The organism is Micromonospora sp. NPDC051196, assembly GCF_040682415.1.
In the GTDB taxonomy this organism is placed as follows: Bacteria; Actinomycetota; Actinomycetes; order Mycobacteriales; family Micromonosporaceae; genus Micromonospora.
This window is the reverse complement of sequence record NZ_JBFBAY010000009.1, coordinates 187,539-208,163: the sequence shown is the minus strand read 5'-3', so window position 1 is coordinate 208,163 and position 20,625 is coordinate 187,539. Positions and strand designations below refer to the sequence as shown.

The 20,625-nt window shown below is 70.7% G+C and carries 12 protein-coding genes and 2 pseudogenes; 9 read left to right on the top strand and 5 right to left on the bottom strand.

Translation table 11 applies throughout. The features are described from left to right. Positions 1 to 6: 6 nt before the first annotated feature. Entirely contained in the window at positions 7 to 753 is a 747-nt protein-coding gene (locus AB0M35_RS19035; RefSeq protein WP_363746865.1) for a class II aldolase/adducin family protein, read from the bottom strand. Positions 754 to 1,199: 446 nt separating this feature from the next. On the opposite strand from AB0M35_RS19035, the pseudogene AB0M35_RS19030 reads away from it, so the two are divergent. Then, a pseudogene (locus tag AB0M35_RS19030) lies at positions 1,200 to 1,394 on the top strand (MmcQ/YjbR family DNA-binding protein); the annotation flags it as partial. A 46-nt stretch (positions 1,395 to 1,440) separates the two neighbouring features. Here the strand turns inward: AB0M35_RS19030 and AB0M35_RS19025 are convergent. Beyond that, entirely contained in the window at positions 1,441 to 3,210 is a 1,770-nt protein-coding gene (locus AB0M35_RS19025; protein ID WP_363746940.1) for a family 43 glycosylhydrolase, read from the bottom strand. 378 nt (positions 3,211 to 3,588) lie between these two features. Here AB0M35_RS19025 and AB0M35_RS19020 point away from each other — a divergent pair, with 378 nt between their 5' ends. Continuing rightward, positions 3,589 to 4,350, top strand: coding sequence for an MBL fold metallo-hydrolase (locus AB0M35_RS19020; RefSeq protein WP_363746864.1), 762 nt, complete (start codon positions 3,589 to 3,591; stop codon positions 4,348 to 4,350). Next, entirely contained in the window at positions 4,347 to 4,928 is a 582-nt protein-coding gene (locus tag AB0M35_RS19015; RefSeq protein WP_363746863.1) for a VTT domain-containing protein, read from the top strand. The genes AB0M35_RS19020 and AB0M35_RS19015 overlap by 4 nt, the downstream gene beginning before the upstream one ends. Here the strand turns inward: AB0M35_RS19015 and AB0M35_RS19010 are convergent. Together AB0M35_RS19010 and AB0M35_RS19005 are read right to left on the bottom strand one after the other, a co-directional pair. Beyond that, the gene (locus tag AB0M35_RS19010) at positions 4,861 to 7,182 is read right to left on the bottom strand and encodes an alkaline phosphatase family protein (RefSeq protein WP_363746862.1); all 2,322 of its coding nucleotides are present in this window, start codon (positions 7,180 to 7,182) and stop codon (positions 4,861 to 4,863) included. The genes AB0M35_RS19015 and AB0M35_RS19010 overlap by 68 nt on opposite strands. Positions 7,183 to 7,365: 183 nt before the next feature. After that, on the bottom strand, positions 7,366 to 7,740 hold the full coding sequence (locus AB0M35_RS19005) for a hypothetical protein (protein WP_363746861.1): 375 nt from the start codon (positions 7,738 to 7,740) through the stop codon (positions 7,366 to 7,368). A gap of 499 nt (positions 7,741 to 8,239) precedes the next feature. Between AB0M35_RS19005 and AB0M35_RS19000 the strand changes: the two genes are divergently transcribed. Both AB0M35_RS19000 and AB0M35_RS18995 read left to right on the top strand, forming a co-directional pair. Further along, entirely contained in the window at positions 8,240 to 9,037 is a 798-nt protein-coding gene (locus AB0M35_RS19000; protein ID WP_363746860.1) for an SAM-dependent methyltransferase, read from the top strand. 60 nt (positions 9,038 to 9,097) lie between these two features. Next, a complete protein-coding gene (locus AB0M35_RS18995; protein ID WP_363746859.1) occupies positions 9,098 to 10,645 on the top strand; it encodes a hypothetical protein in 1,548 nt (515 codons plus the stop codon). A gap of 382 nt (positions 10,646 to 11,027) precedes the next feature. Here the strand turns inward: AB0M35_RS18995 and AB0M35_RS18990 are convergent. Beyond that, a pseudogene (locus AB0M35_RS18990) lies at positions 11,028 to 12,443 on the bottom strand (hypothetical protein); the annotation flags it as partial. A 244-nt stretch (positions 12,444 to 12,687) separates the two neighbouring features. Between AB0M35_RS18990 and AB0M35_RS18985 the strand changes: the two are divergent. The 4 genes from AB0M35_RS18985 (at position 12,688) to AB0M35_RS18970 (ending at position 20,587) form a co-directional block, all read left to right on the top strand. Further along, entirely contained in the window at positions 12,688 to 13,416 is a 729-nt protein-coding gene (locus AB0M35_RS18985) for a DUF305 domain-containing protein (protein WP_363746858.1), read from the top strand. Between the two features lie 210 nt (positions 13,417 to 13,626). Next, the gene (locus AB0M35_RS18980; RefSeq protein ID WP_363746857.1) at positions 13,627 to 16,785 is read left to right on the top strand and encodes a BTAD domain-containing putative transcriptional regulator; all 3,159 of its coding nucleotides are present in this window, start codon (positions 13,627 to 13,629) and stop codon (positions 16,783 to 16,785) included. Positions 16,786 to 16,888: 103 nt separating this feature from the next. Continuing rightward, positions 16,889 to 18,523 (top strand): bifunctional 3-(3-hydroxy-phenyl)propionate/3-hydroxycinnamic acid hydroxylase, encoded by a 1,635-nt coding sequence (locus AB0M35_RS18975; protein WP_363746856.1) that lies wholly within the window; start codon positions 16,889 to 16,891, stop codon positions 18,521 to 18,523. Between the two features lie 183 nt (positions 18,524 to 18,706). Next, positions 18,707 to 20,587, top strand: coding sequence for a Xaa-Pro dipeptidyl-peptidase (locus AB0M35_RS18970; RefSeq protein WP_363746855.1), 1,881 nt, complete (start codon positions 18,707 to 18,709; stop codon positions 20,585 to 20,587). Positions 20,588 to 20,625 lie beyond the last annotated feature (38 nt).

Genomic DNA, 20,625 nt, shown 5'->3' with positions numbered 1-20,625 from the left:
GCCGGGTCAGAAGCGCAGGCGCAGGTCGAGGTCCTTGACCTGGTCGGGGAAGGGCGTCACGCCACCGAGGGCGAGCGCGCCGAGGCTGGACACGGCCGCCTCCTCGATCGCCACCACCAGGCTCGCGGCGTGCTTCGCGTCGTCACCGGCGACGAGCAGGCCGTGGTTGCCGAGCAGCACTCCGTACGTCTGCGGGTGGGCCTGGTAGGTCTCGGCGATGACCCGGACCGCCTCGGCGGTGCCGCGTGGCGCCCACGGCGCCACCGGGACATCCACCGACTGGCCGTGCACCAGCAGCGCCTCGTAGCGGGCGGGAAGACTGACCGAGGCGAGGGCGTAGCTGGTCGCGTGCGGCGAGTGGGTGTGGATGACCGCGTTGACGTCCGGGCGGGTTCGGTAGACGCCGACGTGCATCTTCAGGATGGCGGCCACCGACGGGGTGGGTACGCCGTATCGCACCTCGCCGTCGAGGTCGACCACGACGACCTCGTCGTTGACCGTACGCAGTCCCGGCAGACCGACCCGCAGGTCGCTCGCCGGCCAGGGGCGCAGCAGTTCGCCCGCGTTGACCGCGAGCAGGTTGTCGTGTCCGGGCAGGCGGACGCTGATGTTGCCGTGGCCGCTGGCGGACATCGCCGAGGCGGCGAAGATCCGGTTGATGCCGGTGGTCAGGTCGGTACGGGCGGCGGCCAGTTCGTCGACGCCGAACGGGGCGTTGCGCAGGGCCGAGGGTGTGGGGGTGTGCAGAGTCATGGCGTCGCAGCCTTGTCGTCGATGGGTGTGCCGGATTAGCCCGCCGGGTGGCGGGCAGTGATGATCAGCGGTTTTCGCCGGAAGGCGGGGCGGGACCCGGTGCGGGTCCACGCAGGCCCGGGGCACCTAGGGTGCCGACGTCGGGGGGCGGATCACCGCTCGTCGCCTGCTGGTCGGCCGCAATCGTGGTGAGGGATTGGTGCCGCGCCGATCAGGCGCCGGCGACCGGCGGCCGGGTCAGCGGCCGGTACAGAGCGCGCTGCCGGTGCGACCGTAGTCGACCGCGCGACGGGCGGTCAGCAGCAGGGACATAACCCTAGTATGCCCGTAGGATTTAGGGGTGATCAAGCCGGGTGCCCCTGTGACCTGCACCCCAGCCGGGTCGGGCACCCGACGAGCCGGACAGCAGCCGACCGCGCGGAGGCGAACCCGCGCCGCCCGGCTCGGCCGGCGAGCTGATCGCCGCGGAGCCGGAGATCTACTTCCGGCCGCCCTATGTGGGGCATCGCGGCTGGGTCGGGGTACGCCTGGACACCGGCGTCGACGCCGACGAGTTGGCCGAGGTCATCGAGGACAGCTACCGGCTCGTGGCGCCCAGGACGCTGGTGGCCCGCCTCGACGCCGCCGCCCCGCAGGGCTGAACGGTGGGCCCGACCGGGACGGCCGGGCCCACCGCGGGTCAACCGGTCACTGGAAGGAAACGTCGTCGAGGTAGAGGCCGTCGGTGCCCGAGGCCGTCTCGACGTAGAAGCGGGCATTGGACAGGGTGCCGCTCCACGACACGGTCGCCGTGCCGGTGAGTTGGGTCCAGCCGTTGGCGTTCACCGTCGCCGCCGGGGCCAACTGGATGTAGTTCGTGGTGCCGTTGGCGGTCAGCGCCAGGGTCGGCCGCACCGAGGGCGTACCGCTCTGCGAGCGTACCCAGAGGGTCGTGGTGTAGGTCCGGCCGCTGGTCAGCTGCGAGGTCACGTCCTGGCTGGGGCCGTTCCACGATCCGGTACGCCCGGAGTGCAGCAACGACCGTGACCCACTGCGTACGACGTTGGTGGGCGACGACAGCGTGCCGCTGCCGAACACTGACCAGCCGGTCGTACCGTTCTCCATGTTGCCGTTGGTCAGCAGGTTTCCGCCGCTACCCGAGCCACCGGTGAACCGCCAGTTGTTGATGTTCAACAGGTAGCCGCTGCCGCCGGTGAAACGCAGGTAGAGGTCCCGGGTGCCGGTGGCGCCGCTGACGTTGCACGAGGTGTTGGTCCAGTTCTGCCAGCCACCGGTGCCGGACACGGCGCAGGTGCCGACCAGTGGGCCGGTGGCGCTGTCCAGCCGCAGTTCGATGTTGCCGCCGCTGGACCCGGAGGCCACCCGGGCGGTGAAGGACGACGCGCCGGTGCCGAAGGCGACGCCCCGGACCCGGATCCAGTCGCCGTTCTCGATGAAGCCGACGTTCACCCCACCTTCGCTGGACGCCTCGGTCTCGATGCCGTTGCCCCAGTTGATGGTCTCGGCCTCCTGGGTGACGTACGGGTTGAGGGTGCCGATCTGGGGCGCGCCGGCGGTGGTCATGTTCATCAGCGGAATCGACCCGTCGGCGTTGTAGGAGAAGCGTTCCACCGCCACGGAGCGGGTGTAGCCGCTGCCGCCGGGCAGCGCGCCGTTGTGGTAGAAGAAGTACGAGTTGCCGGCGTAGTCGATGATCCCCGGGTGGTTGGTGAAGCTGGCGCCCTGCCGGGGCATGACGGTCCCCCGGTAGGTCCACGGCCCGGTCGGGCCGGGCGCGGTGGAGTAGCCGATGAACTCGCTGCAACACTCCGCCGCGAAGACGTTGTAGTAGACGCCGTTGCGCTTGTAGACCCAGGGGCCTTCCTCGTACAGGGTCGGGCGGCTGGAGTTGCCGGTGCGGGTGCCGAAGCCCGCGGTGGTCAGCGGGATCTGCGTCGGGCTTCCGGAGAACGAGATCATGTCCTGGTTGAGCCGGACGTACCACAGGTTCGGGTTGCCCCAGTAGAGGTAGGCCTGACCGTTGTCGTCGATGAAGGCGTGCGGGTCGATCTCACCGTTGCCGACCAGCGGACGGCCGAGCGCGTCGCGGAACGGCCCGGTCGGCGAGTTCGACACCCCGACGCCGAGGACCATCTGCCCGTTCGAGCGCTGCCGCACCGGCACGTACCAGTAGAACTGGCCGTTGCGTTCGATGACGTGTCCGGCCCAGGCGTTCGCGTCCGCCCAGGCGAACGTGCCCAGGTTCATCGGCACCCCGTGGTCGGTCCAGTTCGACATGTCCGTCGAGGAGAAGACCCGCCACTCCTTCATGGTGAAGTACGTCGACCCGTCCTCGTCGCGGCCGGTGTAGAGGTAGACCCGGCCGTTGTGCACCAACGGCGCCGGATCGGCGGTGTAGACGTGCTGGACGACGGGGTTGTCCGCCTTCGCCGGTGCGGCGAAGAACGTCACCAGCATCAGTGGGACGGCCAACCAGGCGATCCGACGCCTGGCTGGCGTACTGCGCAGCAGCGGGGGTACGAGTTTCACAATGGACTCCTGAGGGTGGTGGTAGGCGTCGGTCAACCGGCCGGTCCGGGACGGGACCGCTGTGGCCGGGCGGAACACGACGCCGACAGCTGATCGAGCCATTAGAGGTTGTGAATGTTAGCGCCAACATCAATTCGTCGGCCGCTCCCATCACCCGCGCGTCACGCTAACATGTGAGCGATCACATAAACAAGAAACCGGTCGATCCCTACCACCCGCTTTCCGGAGTCGGTGGGTGGCGGGTGCGGCTGGACCGGGAACGCGGACGGATACCGTGGCAGACGTGGCGACGGTACGGGTGACGGTGTGGTCCGACTGACCTGGCACGGGCACAGCACCGTATGGCTGGAGGATTCCGGCACCCGGCTGCTCACCGATCCGCTGCTGCGTGACCGGCTGGCCCATCTGCGACGTCGACGCGGCCCCACTCCCCGACTGCCCGGCACCCCGGACGCCGTACTCGTGTCGCACCTGCACGCCGACCACCTGGACTTCGCGTCGCTCCGCCGGCTGCCCGCGCAGACCCCGCTGGTGGTGCCGGCGGGAGCCGCGCGACTGGTCCGCCGGGTCCTCGGCCCGGCCGCCGACAACTGCACCGAACTCTCTCCCGGCGAGCAGACCACCGTCGGCCGCGTCACGGTCCGCGCCGTACCCGCGGCTCACCCCTCCGGCCGTGGGCCCTGGTCCCGACAGCAGGCGCCCGCCATCGGCTACCTGATCACCGGCCAGGCCCGCACCTGGTTCGCCGGCGACACCGGTCTCTTCGACGAGATGGCCACGATCGGGCCGGTCGACCTGGCGTTGATGCCGGTCGGCGGATGGGGTCCCACGCTCGGTCCCGGCCACCTCGACCCGTCGGCGGCGGCCGAGGCGGTACGCCGCGCCGCCGCGAGCTGGGCGGTGCCCATCCACTACGGCACCTTCTGGCCGCTCGGGTGCGACCGGATTCGCCCCGACCGGTTCCTCCACCCCGGCGACGACTTCGCCCGGCACGCCGAGGCCGTCGCCCCCGGCACCCAGGTGGCGGTCCTGCACCCGGGTCAGTCCGTCACCGTGCGTCAGCCATGACCGCGACGCTCGGCGCGCTGGCCTGGCTCACCCTGGTGGTGTTGTTCGGCGCCGTCGTCCCGGTGGTGCCGACCGGCGCGGCGGTCAGTGGTGCCGCAGCCCTGGCCGCGCACCAGGATCCGGTGATCGTGCTGCTCGTCGTGCTCGCCGGGGCGATCGGGGCGTACGCGGGCGACCTGGCGGTCTACCTGGCACTGTGTTGGGGCGGGGAGCGCATCGCCCGGCGGCTGCGCTGGCTGCGCGGCCCGCACCGACTCGACCGGGTGTCGGCACGGGTACGCGAGGGCGGCGTGTCGATGTTCCTGGTGTCCCGGTTGGTCCCGGGTGGCCGGTTGCCGGTGCTGCTGGCGGCGGCGGTGTCCGGGGTGACCTGGCGTCGTTTCGCCGTGGTCAACCTGCCGGCCAGCCTGCTGTGGTCGGTGCTGTACGCCGTGATCGGCGTACTCGGACGGGCCATCTTCCCCGAACCGTGGCAGAGCGTGGTGGCCGCGATCCTGCTCGTGATCCTGGTCAGCCAGGGACTGGGCTGGTGGGGACGACGTCGGCCGGTGCCGGTTCAGCCACCGACGGCGCCGTAGTCGGCACCCGCTTCGGCCGTTCCACCTGTTCGGCCCGACGCGGCCGGGGCTGATCGGCCACTGGTGGGGCCGGTGAGACCGGCTCCGCCGCGTCGTCGGGCCGGCGCAGGCCGAGCCGGTGCAACCACCCGAGCAGTTGGCGGTGCACCGCGTCCGGTCCGACCAGTTCGCCCTCCTGCGGCCAGTCGGCGGGGTGAATGAGCAGAGCCTCGTTCTGCCACCCGCCGAGCCCGCCGTGGCTGCCGACCAGTTCCTCGAAGGCCGGCACCTCCTCCAGTCCGGGCTCCACCGCGCTGATCACCACGAGGTCACCGACGTGCTCCATCTCCTGGTGGCGCAACAGGTCGTGCCGGGCTCGCGGCCCGTACGGGGTCAGCGGATCATCGCCGTCGACCTGGCCGTCGCGCAGCCGATGGATGCCGCGCGCTCCGATGGCCAGTGGACCGGCGGCGGAGCCGACCACGACCAGGCCGATGCCGCGATGTGCGGTCAGGCCGTGGATCAGCCCGGGGGCCACGGCGTCGACGTGTTCCCGGGTCAGTCGCCCCGGATGGTGGGCAAGGTAGATCATCGCCAGGTTTCCGGAGGCCACCACCACGGTCTCCGGCTCGCTGCGGTCGACCGCCGACGGGTCGGCCGCGTCCGGCGTCCCGCCCGCCGATCGGGCGGCCACCCGGGTCGCCGTGGCGGTCATCCCGCTGTGGCCGGTCACCTCGGTGAGCAGTCGGTCGACCCGGTCCCATGTCTCGGGGCGCCCGACCGCCTCGTCGTCGGTGGGTTCCGGCAGAACCGCCTGCGTCGCGGTCAGTCGCTTCACCAGCTGGGCCAGCGACTCGCCATAGCGCTGGCGGAACGTGGCACCCTGACTCTGCCCGTGGTCGCTGAGCACCACGACGTGGTAGGGCCGGGCCCCCTCGACGGCCAGTCGTTGCAGGATGCCGAGGGTGTGGTCGAGCGTCTCCAGGGCGGCCATCGCCTCCGGACGGGCCGGCCCGGCGTGGTGGGCCACCTCGTCGTAGTCGACGAAATCGCAGAAGATCACCGGCGTGCCGCGGGCCATCTGCTCGGCGATGAGCGCGACGTTGAGGTCGCTGAGCAGGCTGGCCAGGGGCCGCAACGCCAGGTGGGAGCCGCCACGGTCGGCTCTGGGCTGCACGCCGCGCACCCGCCTGCGCCGGGCCCCGTGCAGTTCCCGCAACGTTTGACCGGCGCCGAGCACCACCGCTCGGGCGAATCCGTACGGGCTGGTCATGAACGCCGCGTAGCCCGGGGTGGATCGCCCGGGCAGCCCGGCGCGGCTGACCGTGAACAGGCTGGTGGGGGCATCGCCGGAGAAGGCGGTGCTGATGCTGACGCCGCCGTCGCGCAGCAGACCCCGCCCGGTGGAGATACGTCGCTCGACCTCGGCCGCGTCCCGGGGACGGCTGGTGACCATGAGCCGGCCCGGTTCACCGTCGGCTGTCGCCTTCTCGTACCAGCGGTAGGCCGGCACGTGGTTGACCTCGCCGTACAGCAGGCCCGCCTGCGCGGCAGGGGTGGTGGCCGGCAGCCCGGTGTGCCAGCGGGTCATCCGGTGACTGCCCGAACGCAGCCAGCGACCGATGGTGGGCAGGTTGCCCGCGCGTACCGCCCACTGCACCACCGGGGTGGCCACCCCGTCGAGCTGGATGATCAACAATCCGTCGGGCTGAGGTTCGACCGCCTCGATGGGCGCGGCAGTGGGCCGACGCCGCAGTCGCCAACGCGGGCGGCGGTCCACGCTACGGCGGACCCGACCCATCAGCCGCAGCATCTCGCTGACGAACGAGTCGTCGGTGCCGGCGTCGGCCAGCCAGTTCACCACCGCGGCGAGTACCACGGCCAGCCAGGCGGCGGCGAACGCCACCGGAAACCCGGCCGCCTGCGCCTCGGGGGCCAGCCACAACGCCACGTACATCACGACGGCCTGGACACCAACCCCGATGGCCAGGGCACCGAGCCCGCCCAGGGCGGTGGCCAGCGCCAGCAGCAGGGGGCGTAACACCGCGCCGACCACCGCGACCAGGCCGACCAGCCACAACAGGCCGACCAGGCCGGTGGTGGTCACCCCGGGCAGCAGCCAGAACGTCGCGCTGAGCACCACGAACGAGGTCACCATGCTGCGCAGCAGCGCCCGCATCCGGGCGATGGTCGGCCGATGGTAGTCCCGCAGCATCCGCAGGCCGAGCCGGACGGTCTCGGGTTGGGCCTGTCCGGCAGCCACCTGCGGTTCCATTCCGCCACCATGCCACAGCCGAACCAGCAAGATCCAAAAGGCGGAGTCGGATCAGCGGTGACAGCGCCCCGGAACGCTCCCGGGCGGATGGGCCGCTCGGGAGGTGTCCCCTCCCCTGGCGCCGGGCTGCCAGGTGCGCGGGCAAGGTCAACGGCAGCGCCGAAGTCTGGTCACCGCCGTGCGTCAGCCGGACCGGTCGTCGACCTCGACCGCGACCGACTCCGGGGCGCGCATTCGCCAGGCATCGGTGACCAGTTCGGCGAGGCGCTCGGCGTCCACCCGCGCCAGTCGCAGCATGACCAGGGGCAACCCGTCGTAGCCGGGGGTGGTGAAGAACGTCTCCGGCTCACCCAGCAGCAGCGCCTGCTTCTCGGCCTCGTCGCCGACGTACAGCACGGCGATGTCGGTGCGGATGGTGCGGGGCTTGCCGGGCCGGCGCTCGGGGTAGGACCAGACGAAGCCCTTGTCGGCCACCCGGAAGTCGAAGCCGTCGCTGTCGATCTCCATCACCTGGGGCAACGCCAGCGCCAGACGCCGCACGTCGTCGGCGTCAGCCATCGTGGCTCCCACTGGAGAGTGCCTGCTGCATGCCGCCAAGGCTAGTGGACGGGTCGGACATCACGACGCCATCGCCGCAGCCGACCTCCGCCGCCGGGTCGTCGCACACGGTCCGCAGCCTCGGCGAGGCCAGGTGGCCGGTCATCGCCGACGAACGGATCCAGGGCCGCAGCGGTCAGCGCGGTGATCGACTCCGTTTCGCCGAAACAGCGGTGTCCCACCGCTGCGTACCCCGCCGTTTCGGCGATACGGCGCACGCGTGGATGTGTTCGTACTGCCGTTCCCGCTCGGGGCTGGATCCTGCTGGCATCGGTTTGCTCCCGGTGACCTGGACGGAGACCCTCCCGCTGCACAGATGCCCAGGTCCAGCCGGGTCAAACACATCGACGGCCACCACCGTGGAGCGCCCCTCGACAGTGGACGTGTGCTGGGTAGGATGTGCCGGTCCTACCGCGGGGTGGTCCGCCCACCCGACGACTGCTGTCGATTGGAGCCTGGCATGGCCGGCCCTGACTCTGAACTCGCCACGGCCCTCCAGCCCGAGGTACCACACGCCGCACGGATCTGGAACTACTGGATGGGCGGCAAGGACAACTTCCAGTCCGACCGGGCCGCCGGGGACGCGGTGGCGGAGGTCTATCCCGAGATCGTCGTCATGGCGCGGCAGTCCCGCCGGTTCCTCACCAGGGTCGTACGGCACCTGACCGCCGAGGCGGGCATCCGGCAGTTCCTGGACATCGGCACCGGACTGCCCACGTTGCAGAACACCCACGAGGTCGCCCAGTCGATCGCGCCGGAGTCGCGGACCGTCTACGTGGACAACGACCCGATGGTGCTGGTGCACGCCCGGGCGTTGCTGGGCAGCACGACCTCCGAGGGGGTCACCACCTACGTACCCGCCGACTACCACGACCCGGAGAAGATCCTCACCGAGGCGGCCGCGACGCTCGATCTCGACCGGCCCGTCGCCGTGATGTTCATGGGCGTGATGGGCTACGAGCCGGATCTGGACGTGGTGCGTTCGATCGTGGGACGGGTGATGGCGGCGACCGCCACCGGCAGCCACCTGGTGTTCTGGGACGGCACCGACACCAGCCCGGCGGTCGTCTCCGGTGCCGAGCGGCTGGCCCGAAGCGGCGGCGTGCCGTACATCCTGCGCAGCCCGGAACAGATCGCCGGCTGCTTCGAGGGGCTGACAATGGTGGATCCGGGCCTCGTACCGATCACGTTGTGGCGCCCGGACGACGCCGACGCGGCGGCGATCGACGCCTACGGTGCGGTGGCGCGTAAGCCGTGAGCACTGATTCGTAGGGAAACACCGGATTCGGCGTGACCGCCGACGGCATAGCGTCGGGGGATGCTCAGAGCTCCGTTCGCGGGTCGGCCCGGCACCGGCCGCCTCGACGCGGCCGTCCTGCGTCGCTGGGTGGGCGGCGTACTGGCCCTTACCTGCGCTGTCGTGCTGACCGCCGGTTGCAGCAAGGTCAACCTCCCTGGCACCGGGGACGCCGACGACCGGTACGGGTACGCCCCGAAGCCGGACGACTCCGTGGTCTACCAGCCGGACGTGGTACTCGTCGAGGGCGGCGGCCGGGCCATCCGCTCGGTCAGCGACGACGGGTTCACCTACGTCATCGACGGTGACGCCAAAGGTGCGGACGAGGTCCAGCCCGGCAAGATCATGTTTGCCACCAGTCAGGCCGTCGGTCGGGTGGTGCGGGTGGAGAAGTCCGGCGGCGACCGGGCGGTCACCCTGGCCCCGGTGCAGCTGACCGACGTGATTCGCGACGCGGACATCACCTTCGACCAGCCGCTCGACCTGGCCGCTCAGGAATTCGCACCGCTACCCGACCTGCTCGGCGAGGTGGTCGAGGATCCGGCGCCGGCCACCCCCGTACTGCCCGACGCGGCCGACCTCGGCACGAACGCTATCGGGGTGGGCGGCGGTCTGCTCGGACGGGACGTGGGCCAGGCGTCCGACCTCCGGATCGCCGTGCCACCGATCGCCCTCGGGCCCGCTCGCGCTCCCGGTGGTGCGGGCGCGGCCCACAGCATGGAACGGAAGATCGGCGGGTGGGGCGTCACCGCCTATGTGGGCAGCACCGCGGTGGGCCTGACCGCTCAGCACACCACGGCCGCCTCCGGCCTCAAGGTCGACTTCGACATCCAGTTGCTGCTCAACAATCTGCGGCTGTCGGGCAACGTGAAGGTGACCAACGGGGTGATCCCACATCCTCGGTTCCGCATCGACGGGGTGCACGGCCTCGCCATCACCGTCGCGGCCGGCGCTCAGGGCGGGCTCAGCGACAACAAGAAGGCGCGGATCGAGCTTCCCATCGAACTGTCGCAGCCGATCATCATCGGCGGCTTTCCGGCGACGCTCAAGCAGACGTTCAAGTTTCTCGTCCAGACGGCGTTCACCGCGAAGAACGGCAACATCTCGGGCACCGGCCGGTGGGGCCTGACCGGCCCGATCGGGTACGAGGGGGGCTCGGTGCTCACGCCCACGTTCTCCGTTCAGGAGAGCATCATGCAGTCGCTGCGTGGGGTGTCGGTGGGCGTCGAGGCGATCGTGGTGGCCGCGGAGTTCCGCTTCGGACTGATGCTCGGCCTGCCGGTGGCCGGCGCCGGCCCGTTCGTCGGTGTGGTGGCCTCGCTGGGATTGACCAACGGTTCGGCGGCCGGACGGGTGGGTCTGCCGCTGGCCGGGCCGGCGGTGAAGTGTCGCGGCACCACGCTCGTGGTGACCGCCCGGGCGGGTGAGGGCCTCAACGTCTCCGAGCCGTTGGCCAAGGCCATCGAGATCGTGCTGGATGTGAAGATCCCGAAGGAGGCGACCTTCGTCAGCAAGGACATCATCAACCGCACCGTCGTCGAGCCGGACGTACCGCTGTGTCGGGACTGAAGCGCACCGGCCGGTGAACAGGGCTCCGGCCCGGCGGAAGGCCGCCGGGCCGGAGCTTGTGGTGCTGTTTACCGGTACCGGATCAGTGCTTGTGCACGCCGCCGGTGACCTTGCTCTTGTGGACGTGGCAGTGCTTGTGGTCCATCTCCTCGGTCTTGACCTTGCCCTTGACCGTGCTCTCCACGATCGACACCACCGAGGCCTTCTTGGCGTCGATGGAGCCGTTCACCGTCGAGTTGAAGATGATCAGGCCGGCGCCTTCCTTGACCTTGATCGAGCCGTTCTGGATCGCCCCGTCCATGCAGGTGATGCCGGACTTGACCTCCAGGCTGCCCTTCTTCTGCTTACCGGTCAGGATCTTCGTGCAGGCCGGGTAGCTGGGCTGGGTCTGGACGTTCAGCTCCTCGAAGGCGATCGCCCGCGCGTTGTTGGTACGCGGGTCGTCCAGCTTGAGGACGTCGAAGCCCTTTTGGATGTCGTTCGAGTAGATGTAGCCGTTGTGCCAGTACGCCGACCAGGATCCACCGAGGATGGACCGGGTGTCCGACAGCGGACCCCGCTCCCAGTAGGCGATCTCGAACGGGTTGGCGGAGTCGGTGAAGTCGATCACCGAGATGCCGCCCTGGTACCACGCCTGGACCATGATGTCGCGGCCCATCGCCGGGATCAGCGAGCCGTTGTGGGCAACGCAGTTCTCCCGAGTGCTGTTCTCCCGCGGGATCTTGAAGTAGCTCTTGAAGACCAGCTGGCGGTTGGCCCCGGAGCCGACGATGTCGTAGATCGCGTTCGCGCCCTGGTTGTCCCGGTAGCTGGGCGTGCAGATCGCGCCGCTGCCGCCACCGAGCTCGTCGGTGAACAGCACCTTGGTGCCGGCGTTGTTGAACGTGGCCGAGTGCCAGAACGCGAAGTTCGTGTCCTGGACCTGGCTCAGCACCACCGGGTTCTCCCGGTCGGAGATGTCCATCAGCACACCGTCACCCATGCAGGCGCCGGCCGCGAGGTCCAGCTCCGGGTAGGCGGTGATGTCGTGGCAACCGCTGGTGCGGGCGCCGCCGCCGTCCGGGAAGAGCACCGGAGTGGAGACCACGGCCGCGCTGGTCGGGTTCGCCAGCGGGACCTTGATGATCGAGATCTTGTCGTGCGGCGTCTTGCAGTACGCCGCGGTCGCCGACGGGCTGTACGACTGGACGTAGACGTAGAGGTCCGTCGCCTTGACCGTCTTGGCCTTCTTGCCCTTGCCGACGACCTTGTCCTTGCCGGGGACCAGCGTCAGCGTGTGCGAACCGCAGTCGGTGCGGACCGACTTGATGTACTGCGGGTTCGCCTTGTCGCTGACGTCGAAGATCCGGACGCCCTCCCAGTGGTCCGGGTTGGCCACCGAGCCGGCGCTGCTGTTGCACGAGTCGTCGCTGCGCGCCGAGTCGACCGCGAAGAACAGCAGGTTGCCGAAGACCGACGGGTCGCCCTGTCCACCGGGGCAGATGACCTGGCTGACCACCTGCGGCGAGGCCGGGTTGCTGACGTCGAAGACGTTGAACCCGTTGTAGTTGCCGGCGAACACGTGGTCGCCCTGGAACGCCAGGTCGCTGTTGTACGACGATTCGGCGGCGAGGCCGCCGAACTTCGGCAGGTTGGCGATCTGGGTGAGGTTGGGGCTGCTGACGATCTCGTCAACGCCCGGGATCACGTTGGCGGCCGCGCTCGCCGGCGCCGCCGCAACGGTGCTGAACAGGAGCGCACCGGTGGCGGCCAGGCCGAGGAAGAGCCTGCGCCTTCCACGTGATGTTGGTTGGGACATGTAGGTACACCCTTCGTCGTGGGTGAATCGGGGGTAGCGGGACGATAACCTGGACCACCAGGAATTTTTGTGATTTGGACCACAGTAGACCCGACACCATGATCACGATTAGGCAACACCAGGAGCACGAACAACCGCAGGAACGACTAATGACGCCTTTTCCACGTCCCCAACCCCTGCTGTCATATCCGCAGGTCGCGTTACGATCCCGGCCAACCTCGGGTCCCACGGCGGGAGGCAAGTCGTGCTAGGCGTACGGATAAGCAAGGTTTTCCGCCAGTCGCGGGCGGTCGTGCTGATCGAACTGGCCGTGCTGGCGGTTCTGGTCAGCGTGGCCGCGGTGCTGCTCTGGTTGCCCGAGGACGACACGGAGCCGGCGGCGACGGCGAGCCCGACGCAAGCCATCGAGTTGCCCGGCCTGCCGGACTCCACCGCGCCGGTGTTGATGCCCGGCCGCCCCGGCGAAGAGGCACGGACGGCCCCGGCAAACGAGGTGTCGGCCCTGCCGCGCCAGCCGCACAACAACGCGGACATCCGCTTCGTCACCATGATGATCCCGCACCACGAGCAGGCCTTGGTGATGGCCCGACTGGTCCCCGACCGAGGTGAGAACGAGCAGCTCAAGCGCATCGCGGCGCGCATGCTGGCGGCCCAGGAGCCCGAAATCAAGTTCTTGGAGACCTGGCTGGCCGAGCGCGGTCTGGACCGCAACTCCGGCGGCGACCACCGGCACACGATGTCCGGCATGCAGTCGGCGGAGGCGCTGAACCGTCTCACCGCCGCTCGCGGCGCCGAGTTCGACCGGATGTTCGTCGCCATGATGACCGAACACCACGAGGGTGCGATCAAGATGGCTGACGAGGCGCTCGTGCTCGGCAGCGAGCCCCTCATCAACGAGATGGCCAGCAGCGTGATCGTGGAGCAGAACGTCGAGATCAACCGGATGCGCGCGGCCCTGGCGAGCGCCAGCTAGACGCGGTGAACGGACGCGGCAACGCCGGGCGTGCCGCGCACGCTCATCATCCGCGAGGCCATCGACGGCGCCAAGACCATGGGCTGACCAACAGAGCATGAGCACGGCGGCAGGCCGGAGTCCCCTCAGGGCGTCGGGCTTCAGCTGCCGGGCCTGAAGCCAGGGCTGGCATACTCGGCCGGGCCAGGTCGGGCCGAAAATGGTGGTGGAGTGCAGTTCCGGGTGCTGGGGCCACCGGAGGTGGTCCGGGACGGGCAGGTGGTGCCGCTCGGCGGGCCCAAGCAGCGAGCGTTGCTGGTGCTGCTGCTGCTTCGGCCGAACCGGTTCGTCGCCACCGACTGGCTAGTCGACGCCCTGTGGGACGGCCGACCGCCGCCCAGTGCCGATATCACCCTGCGCACGTACGTGGCGGGGCTGCGCCGGGCCGTGGAGCCGCACCGCTCGCCCCGCGAGGCGGCCCGCATCCTGCGTAGCCAGCCGAAGGGTTACCAGCTGCGGGTCGACCCCGACGACATCGACGCGATCCGGTTCCGGCGACTGGTGGAGCGGGCGGCCGACCGGCTGAGCGCCGGGGAACCGGCGGCCGCCGAACGCGACTACGCCGAAGCGCTGCGGCTCTGGCGGGGCGAGCCGATGACCGGGGTCGGCGAGTTGGCCGTGGTACGCCCCGAGGCGGCCCGGCTGACCGAGCTGAGACTGATCGCCGAGGAGGGACGGTTCACTGCGGCAGTCGCCGCCGGCCGGCACACAGCGGTTCTCGCCGAGCTGCGCCAGTTCGTGGCCGACCATCCGGTACGCGAAGCCGCCCGCGCCCAGTTGATGCTGGCGTTGTACCGGTCCGGCCGGCAGACCGAGGCGCTGGCCGCGTACGACGAGGGACGCCGGATCCTGGTCGACGAGTACGGCATCGATCCGGGCGTGCAGCTGCGTGAGTTGCACGCGCTGATCCTGGACCAGGCGGTCGCGCCGGTCGTGACCGATCCGCTCGTCCTGCCGGGACAGGCCGCTGCCGGTCCACACCTCGTGCCGGTGGTGCCGGGTGACCCGACGGGACCGCTGGTGGGTCGGGGTGCGGAGCTGACCCGGCTGGTGACGGCGCTGACCGCGGCGACCGGTGAGCACGGCCGCAGCGCCGTTCTGGTCGGCGAACCGGGCATCGGCAAGACCAGCCTGGCCGCGACGGTCAGCGCCGTCGCGCAGGCCGAGGGCGTGGCGGTGGTGTGGGGGCACTGTCCCGATCTCGGGCAGGCGCCACCGTTCTGGCTGTGGCGGCAGGTGGTGCGGGCCCTCACGGCCATGCCGCAGGTCGGGACCAGCGGATCGGTACGCGGGCTCGACGGGTTCGCCGTCGGGCCGGCACCCGACTCGCCGGGCGAGGCGACCCCCGATCCGGCGGCCCGGTTCCAGGCGTACGAGGCGGTGGCGGAACTGGTACGCGCGGCGGCCGAGCCGACCGGTCTGCTCGTCGTCCTGGACGACCTGCATGCCGCCGACCCGGACTCGTTGCTGCTGCTGCGGTTCCTCGTCCCGGCGCTGGCCGGCACCCGTGCCCTGGTCCTGGCCACGCTGCGGCCGTACGAACACGACGCGACGCTGGTGGCGACGGTGGCGGAACTGGCCCGCGGGCCGGGCTTCGGTCAACTGCGGCTGGCCGGGCTGCCCGCCGACGCGGTGGCCGATCTGGTGCGTCAGCGCACCGGCGCACCACCTTCCGAGCCGATGCTGGCGCGGCTGGTCAACCGGACCGGCGGCAACCCGTTCTTCATCACCGAACTACTGCGGGCCCCAGCCGATCCGGCCGGTACGGACCTGCCGCCGAGCATCCGGGACACCGTCCGGCTGCGCCTCGGCGGGCTGCCCGCACCGGCCCGCGACTGTCTGGCGCTGCTCGGCGTGGCCGGCAACGATCTGGACGCGACCACGATGGCCGAGGTCCTTCGGATGCCGGCGGAGACCGTCGCCGAGGCACTGAGCGCGGCCTACACCGCCGAGTTGGTGACCGAGGCCGATCCGGGCGGGGTGCGGTTCCGTCATCCGCTCTTCGCCGAGGTCGCCTACGCCGAGTTGACCCCGCCCCGGCGGGCCGTCCTGCACGCCCGGCTGGCCGACGCCTACGAGCGGTCCGGTGCCGTCGGCCCGGCCGAGTTGGCGCGCCACTACGGGCAGGCGGTCGGGCTCGGTCACGAGGCGGAGCATCTGAAGTGGTCGCTGGCCGCCGCCGACGACGCCACCCGGCGGTTCGCCTACGAGGACGCGCTCGGTCATCTGGGGCGGGCGGCACACCGGCTGGCCAGGGCCGCCGGTTCCACGGCGGCCCGCACCGAGCTCGACGTGCAGCTGCATCGGGCCGCGCTGCTCCAGATGACGGTGGGCGTCGGTGCCGACGCCGTCGACCAGGTCTGCGCCCGGGCCCGCGAACTACTCGGGCTGGTGGAACCACACACCGACGTGCGGCCGGCGTTGTGGGCCCTGGGTGAGCTGGCCGCCAATCAGGCCGATTTCGCCGGCTGCGTCGAGTTGGCCGAGCGGCTGGTCCGGGCCGACGCCGCCGACACCGACACCGACACCGACACCGACACCGACGGTATGGACCTGACCGTCGCGGCCGGCGAGTACCTGCTCGGTGTGGTCGACTATTTCACCGGGCGGCTGGGCGGGGCCGACGAACGGCTCACCGCCGCGATCGACCGGCTCCGGACACTGGACCCGCAGCTGCTCGGCCGGCAGGTGGGTCGCCTGCCGGTGCTGGCTGCCTACAACTTCCGGGCCCTGGCCAGGTCACTGCGCGGTGACCGGGTCGCCGCCCGACGGGACATCCGGGCCGCCGAACTGCTCGCGGAGCAGCTGGACGACCCGTACGGCCGGGCCAATGCCGCGTTGTTCGCGGCCTGGACGGGGCTTCAGGAGCGGGACGTGCCGACGGTGCGTGCCGCCGCCACCCGGTGCCAGGAGATCGGTGCGACGAACGGCATGCCGCACTTCGTGACCACCGGCGGCTTCTTCCTGGAGTGGGCCGCCGCCCGGGACGGCGCACCCGAGCGGCTGGCGGCGATGCGCGCCGCGGCGGAGGGCATCTACCGTCCCGGGCTGCGCGCCACCCGCACCGTCACCTTCAGCGCGATGGCCGAGGCGTACCTGGCTGCGGGTGACCGCGACACCGCGGCGGCGCTGGCGGAGGAGGGCCTGGTTGTGGTGGACCGGCTCGGTGAGACGGTGCTCGCCGCCGAACTGCACCGGGTGCGCGGTCTCGCCCGCGACGACCCGGCCGCCCTGGCGACCGGCGCCCGGCTCGCCGCCGACCAGGGCGCCGGCCTGCTACTCGCCCGATTCCCAGAGCCACTCACCGGCTGCTCCACAGCCGGTTCCTGATCTTCTCCACGCCATCTCCACGCGCCCTCCACACCCGGCTGTTGTGCTGACCACCGTCAGATCCGAGCCCGGGTACCCGGGCGGTCCTGTGGGAGGAACAGTCATGAAGCCCGCTCAGCCGGCAGCCGTAGAGGTCGACGTCGTGGTGGTCGGTTGCGGTCCGGTCGGCGCGTTGACCGCGAACCTGCTCGGCCTGCGCGGGGTGAGCACACTGGTCGTGGAGCGCAGCACGACGCCGCACGGTCAGCCCCGGGCGTTCTCCTGCGACGACGAGGCGTTGCGGATCTACCAACAGGTCGGCCTGGTCGACCGGATCGGCGACGACCTGCACCAGCCGACGCGGGCCGACTACGTCAACGCCGCCGGGCGTACCTTCGCCACCATCGACTTCTCGCAGGTCGACTTCGGATTCGGGCACGCGCCGCTGAACTTCTTCGACCAACCTCGACTGGAGCACGTCCTGCGGGGCGGGCTGGACCGGTTCGACCACGTCGAGCTGCGGCTGGGCACCGAACTGGTCAGCCTGTACCAGGACGACGACCGGGTGCACCTGGTGCTGCGCGACGTGGCCACCGGGCAGTCGTACCCGGTGCAGGCCCGGTACGTACTGGGTTGCGACGGGGCCCGCAGCACCACCCGCGCGGCCGTGCACATCCCGCTGGCCGGGGCGAGTTACGCCGAACCGTGGTTGGCCGTATCCGGTGACGTGCCGCCGGAGGCGATCCGCACGCCGCACACCACCTTCGTCTGCGACTGGCGGCGGCCGGCGTTCGTCTCCCCCGGTGCGCGGGGCAGCTACCGGGCCGAGTTCATGCTCCAGCCGGGCGAGACCGAGGCCGACATGACTCGCCCGGAACGCCTCGCCGAGTTGGTCGAGCCGTACGTCGATCCGGCGCGGTTCACCGTCACCCGGGCGGTGATCTACACGTTCCACCATCTCATCGCGCAGCGCTGGCGGGAGCGTCGGGTGTTCCTGTTGGGCGACGCCGCCCACCAGATGCCCCCGTTCCTCGGGCAGGGGCTGTGCAGCGGGCTACGAGACGCGGCGAACCTGACCTGGAAGCTCGCCCTGGTGCTCGACGGCGACGCCGACGCGGCACTGCTGGACACGTACGAGACCGAACGGCGCCCGCACACGGCGGCGATGGCGGACACCAGCGTCCGGCTCGGGCGGGTCTTCCTGGCCCGCAGCCGTCGCGCGGCCTGGCTGCGGGACACCGCGCTGCGGGCCGCGCAGACCGTGCCCCGGGTCCGCCGGTTCGTGCGGCGCTTCGAGTTCAAGCCGCTGCCGGCGTACGACTGTGGTCTGTTCGCCGGCGGGCGACGGTACGGTGCGGTGGGCACGATGTTCCCGCAGCCACGGGTCACCCTGCTCGGATCGACCACTCCGGTCCTGCTGGACGAGGTGCTTGGTGCCGGCTTCGCGCTGCTGGCCACCGCTGTGCCGGCCGAGGGGCCGGGATCGTCGGGGCTACCGGTGCGCACCGTCGTGGTGCATCCGGCCGGCACCGGATCGACGGCCCCGCCGTCCGCCGAGCCCGACGGTGCGCAGCTGCACGTCGTCGACGTCGACGGTGTGCTCATCTCCTGGCTGCGCCGGCACCGGAGCACGGCGGTGGTCCTGCGGCCGGACCGCTTCGTCTTCGCGCTCGGTTCCGTTGCGGACGATGCGCTGCTCCCCCGGCTCGCTGCGGCGCTCGGCGCACCCGAGTCGGTCGGCCAGTCCACGCCGATCTGAGCGTACGGCGAGGGCGCCGACGTCGGGTGGAACGATCGCCGCGACACCGTCCCTTTCGGACTTACCGCCGGTCAGCGGGCTGTGCGGGGGTGCCGCCGACGGGGTGACGAGGTCTAGCATGTGGATCATCAACCCTCACCCCTGGTTGACTTCGGCCAACAGCCGAGCGAAGGGACAACACACGTGCGACGAACCCCCCATCTAGCCCTGGTGGGCGTGGGTGTGACCGGTGCGCTGGTGCTCAGCGCCAGCCCGGTCGCCGCGAAACCCACGCCCTCCACCACCACTGGCATCGTGGTCAGTGACGGCATGACCCAGCCGGTCTTCTCGCTCGCCGACGCGATCGAGGAGCGGGTGTACGTCGAGACTCCGGTGGACACCGACGGCGACGGCCGCCGTGACCGGGTGGCCATCGACATCTCCCGTCCTCGGGAGACCGCCACCGAAGGCTTCAAGGTGCCGGTCATCTTCGAGCACAGCCCGTACCGCAAGGGCACCTGGGGCAGCGTGCCGTACCACAGCGTGCTGGTGGACGAGCTGCCGCAGAACGGGCTGACCCACCGGTCCGCGTCGCTGGCCGCCGACGTCGAGGTCCAGGGTGCGGTGACCAAGCCCAACCTGCCCGGCCAGCTGGACGACTACTACGTGCCGCGCGGGTACGCGGTGGTGCTCGGCCAGAGCGTCGGCACCGGCGACTCGGACGGCTGCTCGACCAGTGGCGACCAGGCCGAGACGCTCGGCACCAAGGCGGTCATCGACTGGCTCAACGGTCGGGCGAAGGGGTACGACGCCAGCGGCGCGCCGGTCACCGCCGGCTGGAGCACCGGCGCGGTCGGCATGACCGGCGCCTCCTACAACGGCACCCTGCCCAACCAGGTCGCCACCACCGGGGTCAAGGGTCTCAAGACCATCGTGCCGGTCGCGGCGATCAGCAGCTGGTACGACTACTACCGGGCCAACGGCCTGGTCGTCGCGCCTGGCGGCTACCAGGGTGAGGACGCCGACATCCTGGCCAAGTACACCGCCGGTCGGGCCCGCTCCGAGGGCCACTGCGCCGACGAGATGGCGAAGCTGACCGAGGAGCAGGACCGGGTCACCGGTGACTACTCGAAGTTCTGGGCCGACCGCGACTACCTCGACGCCAAGAAGGTCAAGGCGAGCGTCTTCGTGGTGCACGGCCTCAACGACTGGAACGTGCGTACCGAGCAGTTCGCCGGCTGGTGGGACGAGCTCACCAAGCACGACGTGCCGCGCAAGCTCTGGCTGCACCAGGGTGGACACAGCTCGCCGGGCAACACCGCCGCGGTGACCCTGCCCGACGGTCGGACGTGGACGTACAAGCAGACCGAGAACCGCTGGTTCGACTTCTGGCTGTGGAACGTGCCCAACGGCATCATGGACGAGCCCACCGCCGTGGTGCAGCGCGAGAACCGGGTCAACACCACGTACGCCAACTGGCCGGACCCGGCCACCCGTGAGGTCAAGCTGGCGCTCGGCGCGACCGACGCGACGAGCCCGGGCACGCTGATCGCCGGCAAGCGTCCCAAGGACGCCACCGTCGAGCAGAGCTTCGTCGACAACGGCCGGACCCTGTCGCCGAACGCGCTGGTCGCCGCGCCGGACGTGGCCAGCCCGAACCGGTTGGTCTACCGCACCCCGGAGCTGACCCAGGAGGTACGGATCTCCGGGCGCGCGGAGATGCGGCTGCGGATGGCGATCGAGAACAAGCCGGACGCGAACCTGACCGCGTACCTGGTCAACTACGGGCCGGCCGGCTCGACCGCCGCACCGACCGTGGTGACGCGCGGATGGCTGGACCCGCAGAACCGCAAGAGCGCGTCGCGCAGCGAGCCGCTGAAGCAGGGCAAGCTGTACGACCTGAAGTGGACCCTGGAGCCGAAGGACTACGTCTTCCCGGCGGGTCACCGGATCGGCGTGGTGATCTTCTCCACCGACCAGGCCTACACCCTGCTGCCGTTGGGCGGCACCGAGTTGCGGGTCGCGCCCAAGCACAGCGAGCTGCGCCTGCCGGTGGTCGGCGGAAAGAAGGCCCTCGCCTTCTGAGTTTCTGGCCCACCACGTACGACCCACGGGTCCGCCGC

Coding starts and splice junctions, on each gene's coding strand:
- AB0M35_RS19035 (WP_363746865.1), bottom strand. CDS start 753: ATGACTCTGCACACCCCCACACCCTCGGCCCTGCGCAACGCCCCGTTC.
- AB0M35_RS19025 (WP_363746940.1), bottom strand. CDS start 3,210: ATGCTGGTGACGTTCTTCGCCGCACCGGCGAAGGCGGACAACCCCGTC.
- AB0M35_RS19015 (WP_363746863.1), top strand. CDS start 4,347: ATGACCGCGACGCTCGGCGCGCTGGCCTGGCTCACCCTGGTGGTGTTG.
- AB0M35_RS19010 (WP_363746862.1), bottom strand. CDS start 7,182: ATGGAACCGCAGGTGGCTGCCGGACAGGCCCAACCCGAGACCGTCCGG.
- AB0M35_RS19005 (WP_363746861.1), bottom strand. CDS start 7,740: ATGGCTGACGCCGACGACGTGCGGCGTCTGGCGCTGGCGTTGCCCCAG.
- AB0M35_RS19000 (WP_363746860.1), top strand. CDS start 8,240: ATGGCCGGCCCTGACTCTGAACTCGCCACGGCCCTCCAGCCCGAGGTA.
- AB0M35_RS18995 (WP_363746859.1), top strand. CDS start 9,098: ATGCTCAGAGCTCCGTTCGCGGGTCGGCCCGGCACCGGCCGCCTCGAC.
- AB0M35_RS18975 (WP_363746856.1), top strand. CDS start 16,889: ATGAAGCCCGCTCAGCCGGCAGCCGTAGAGGTCGACGTCGTGGTGGTC.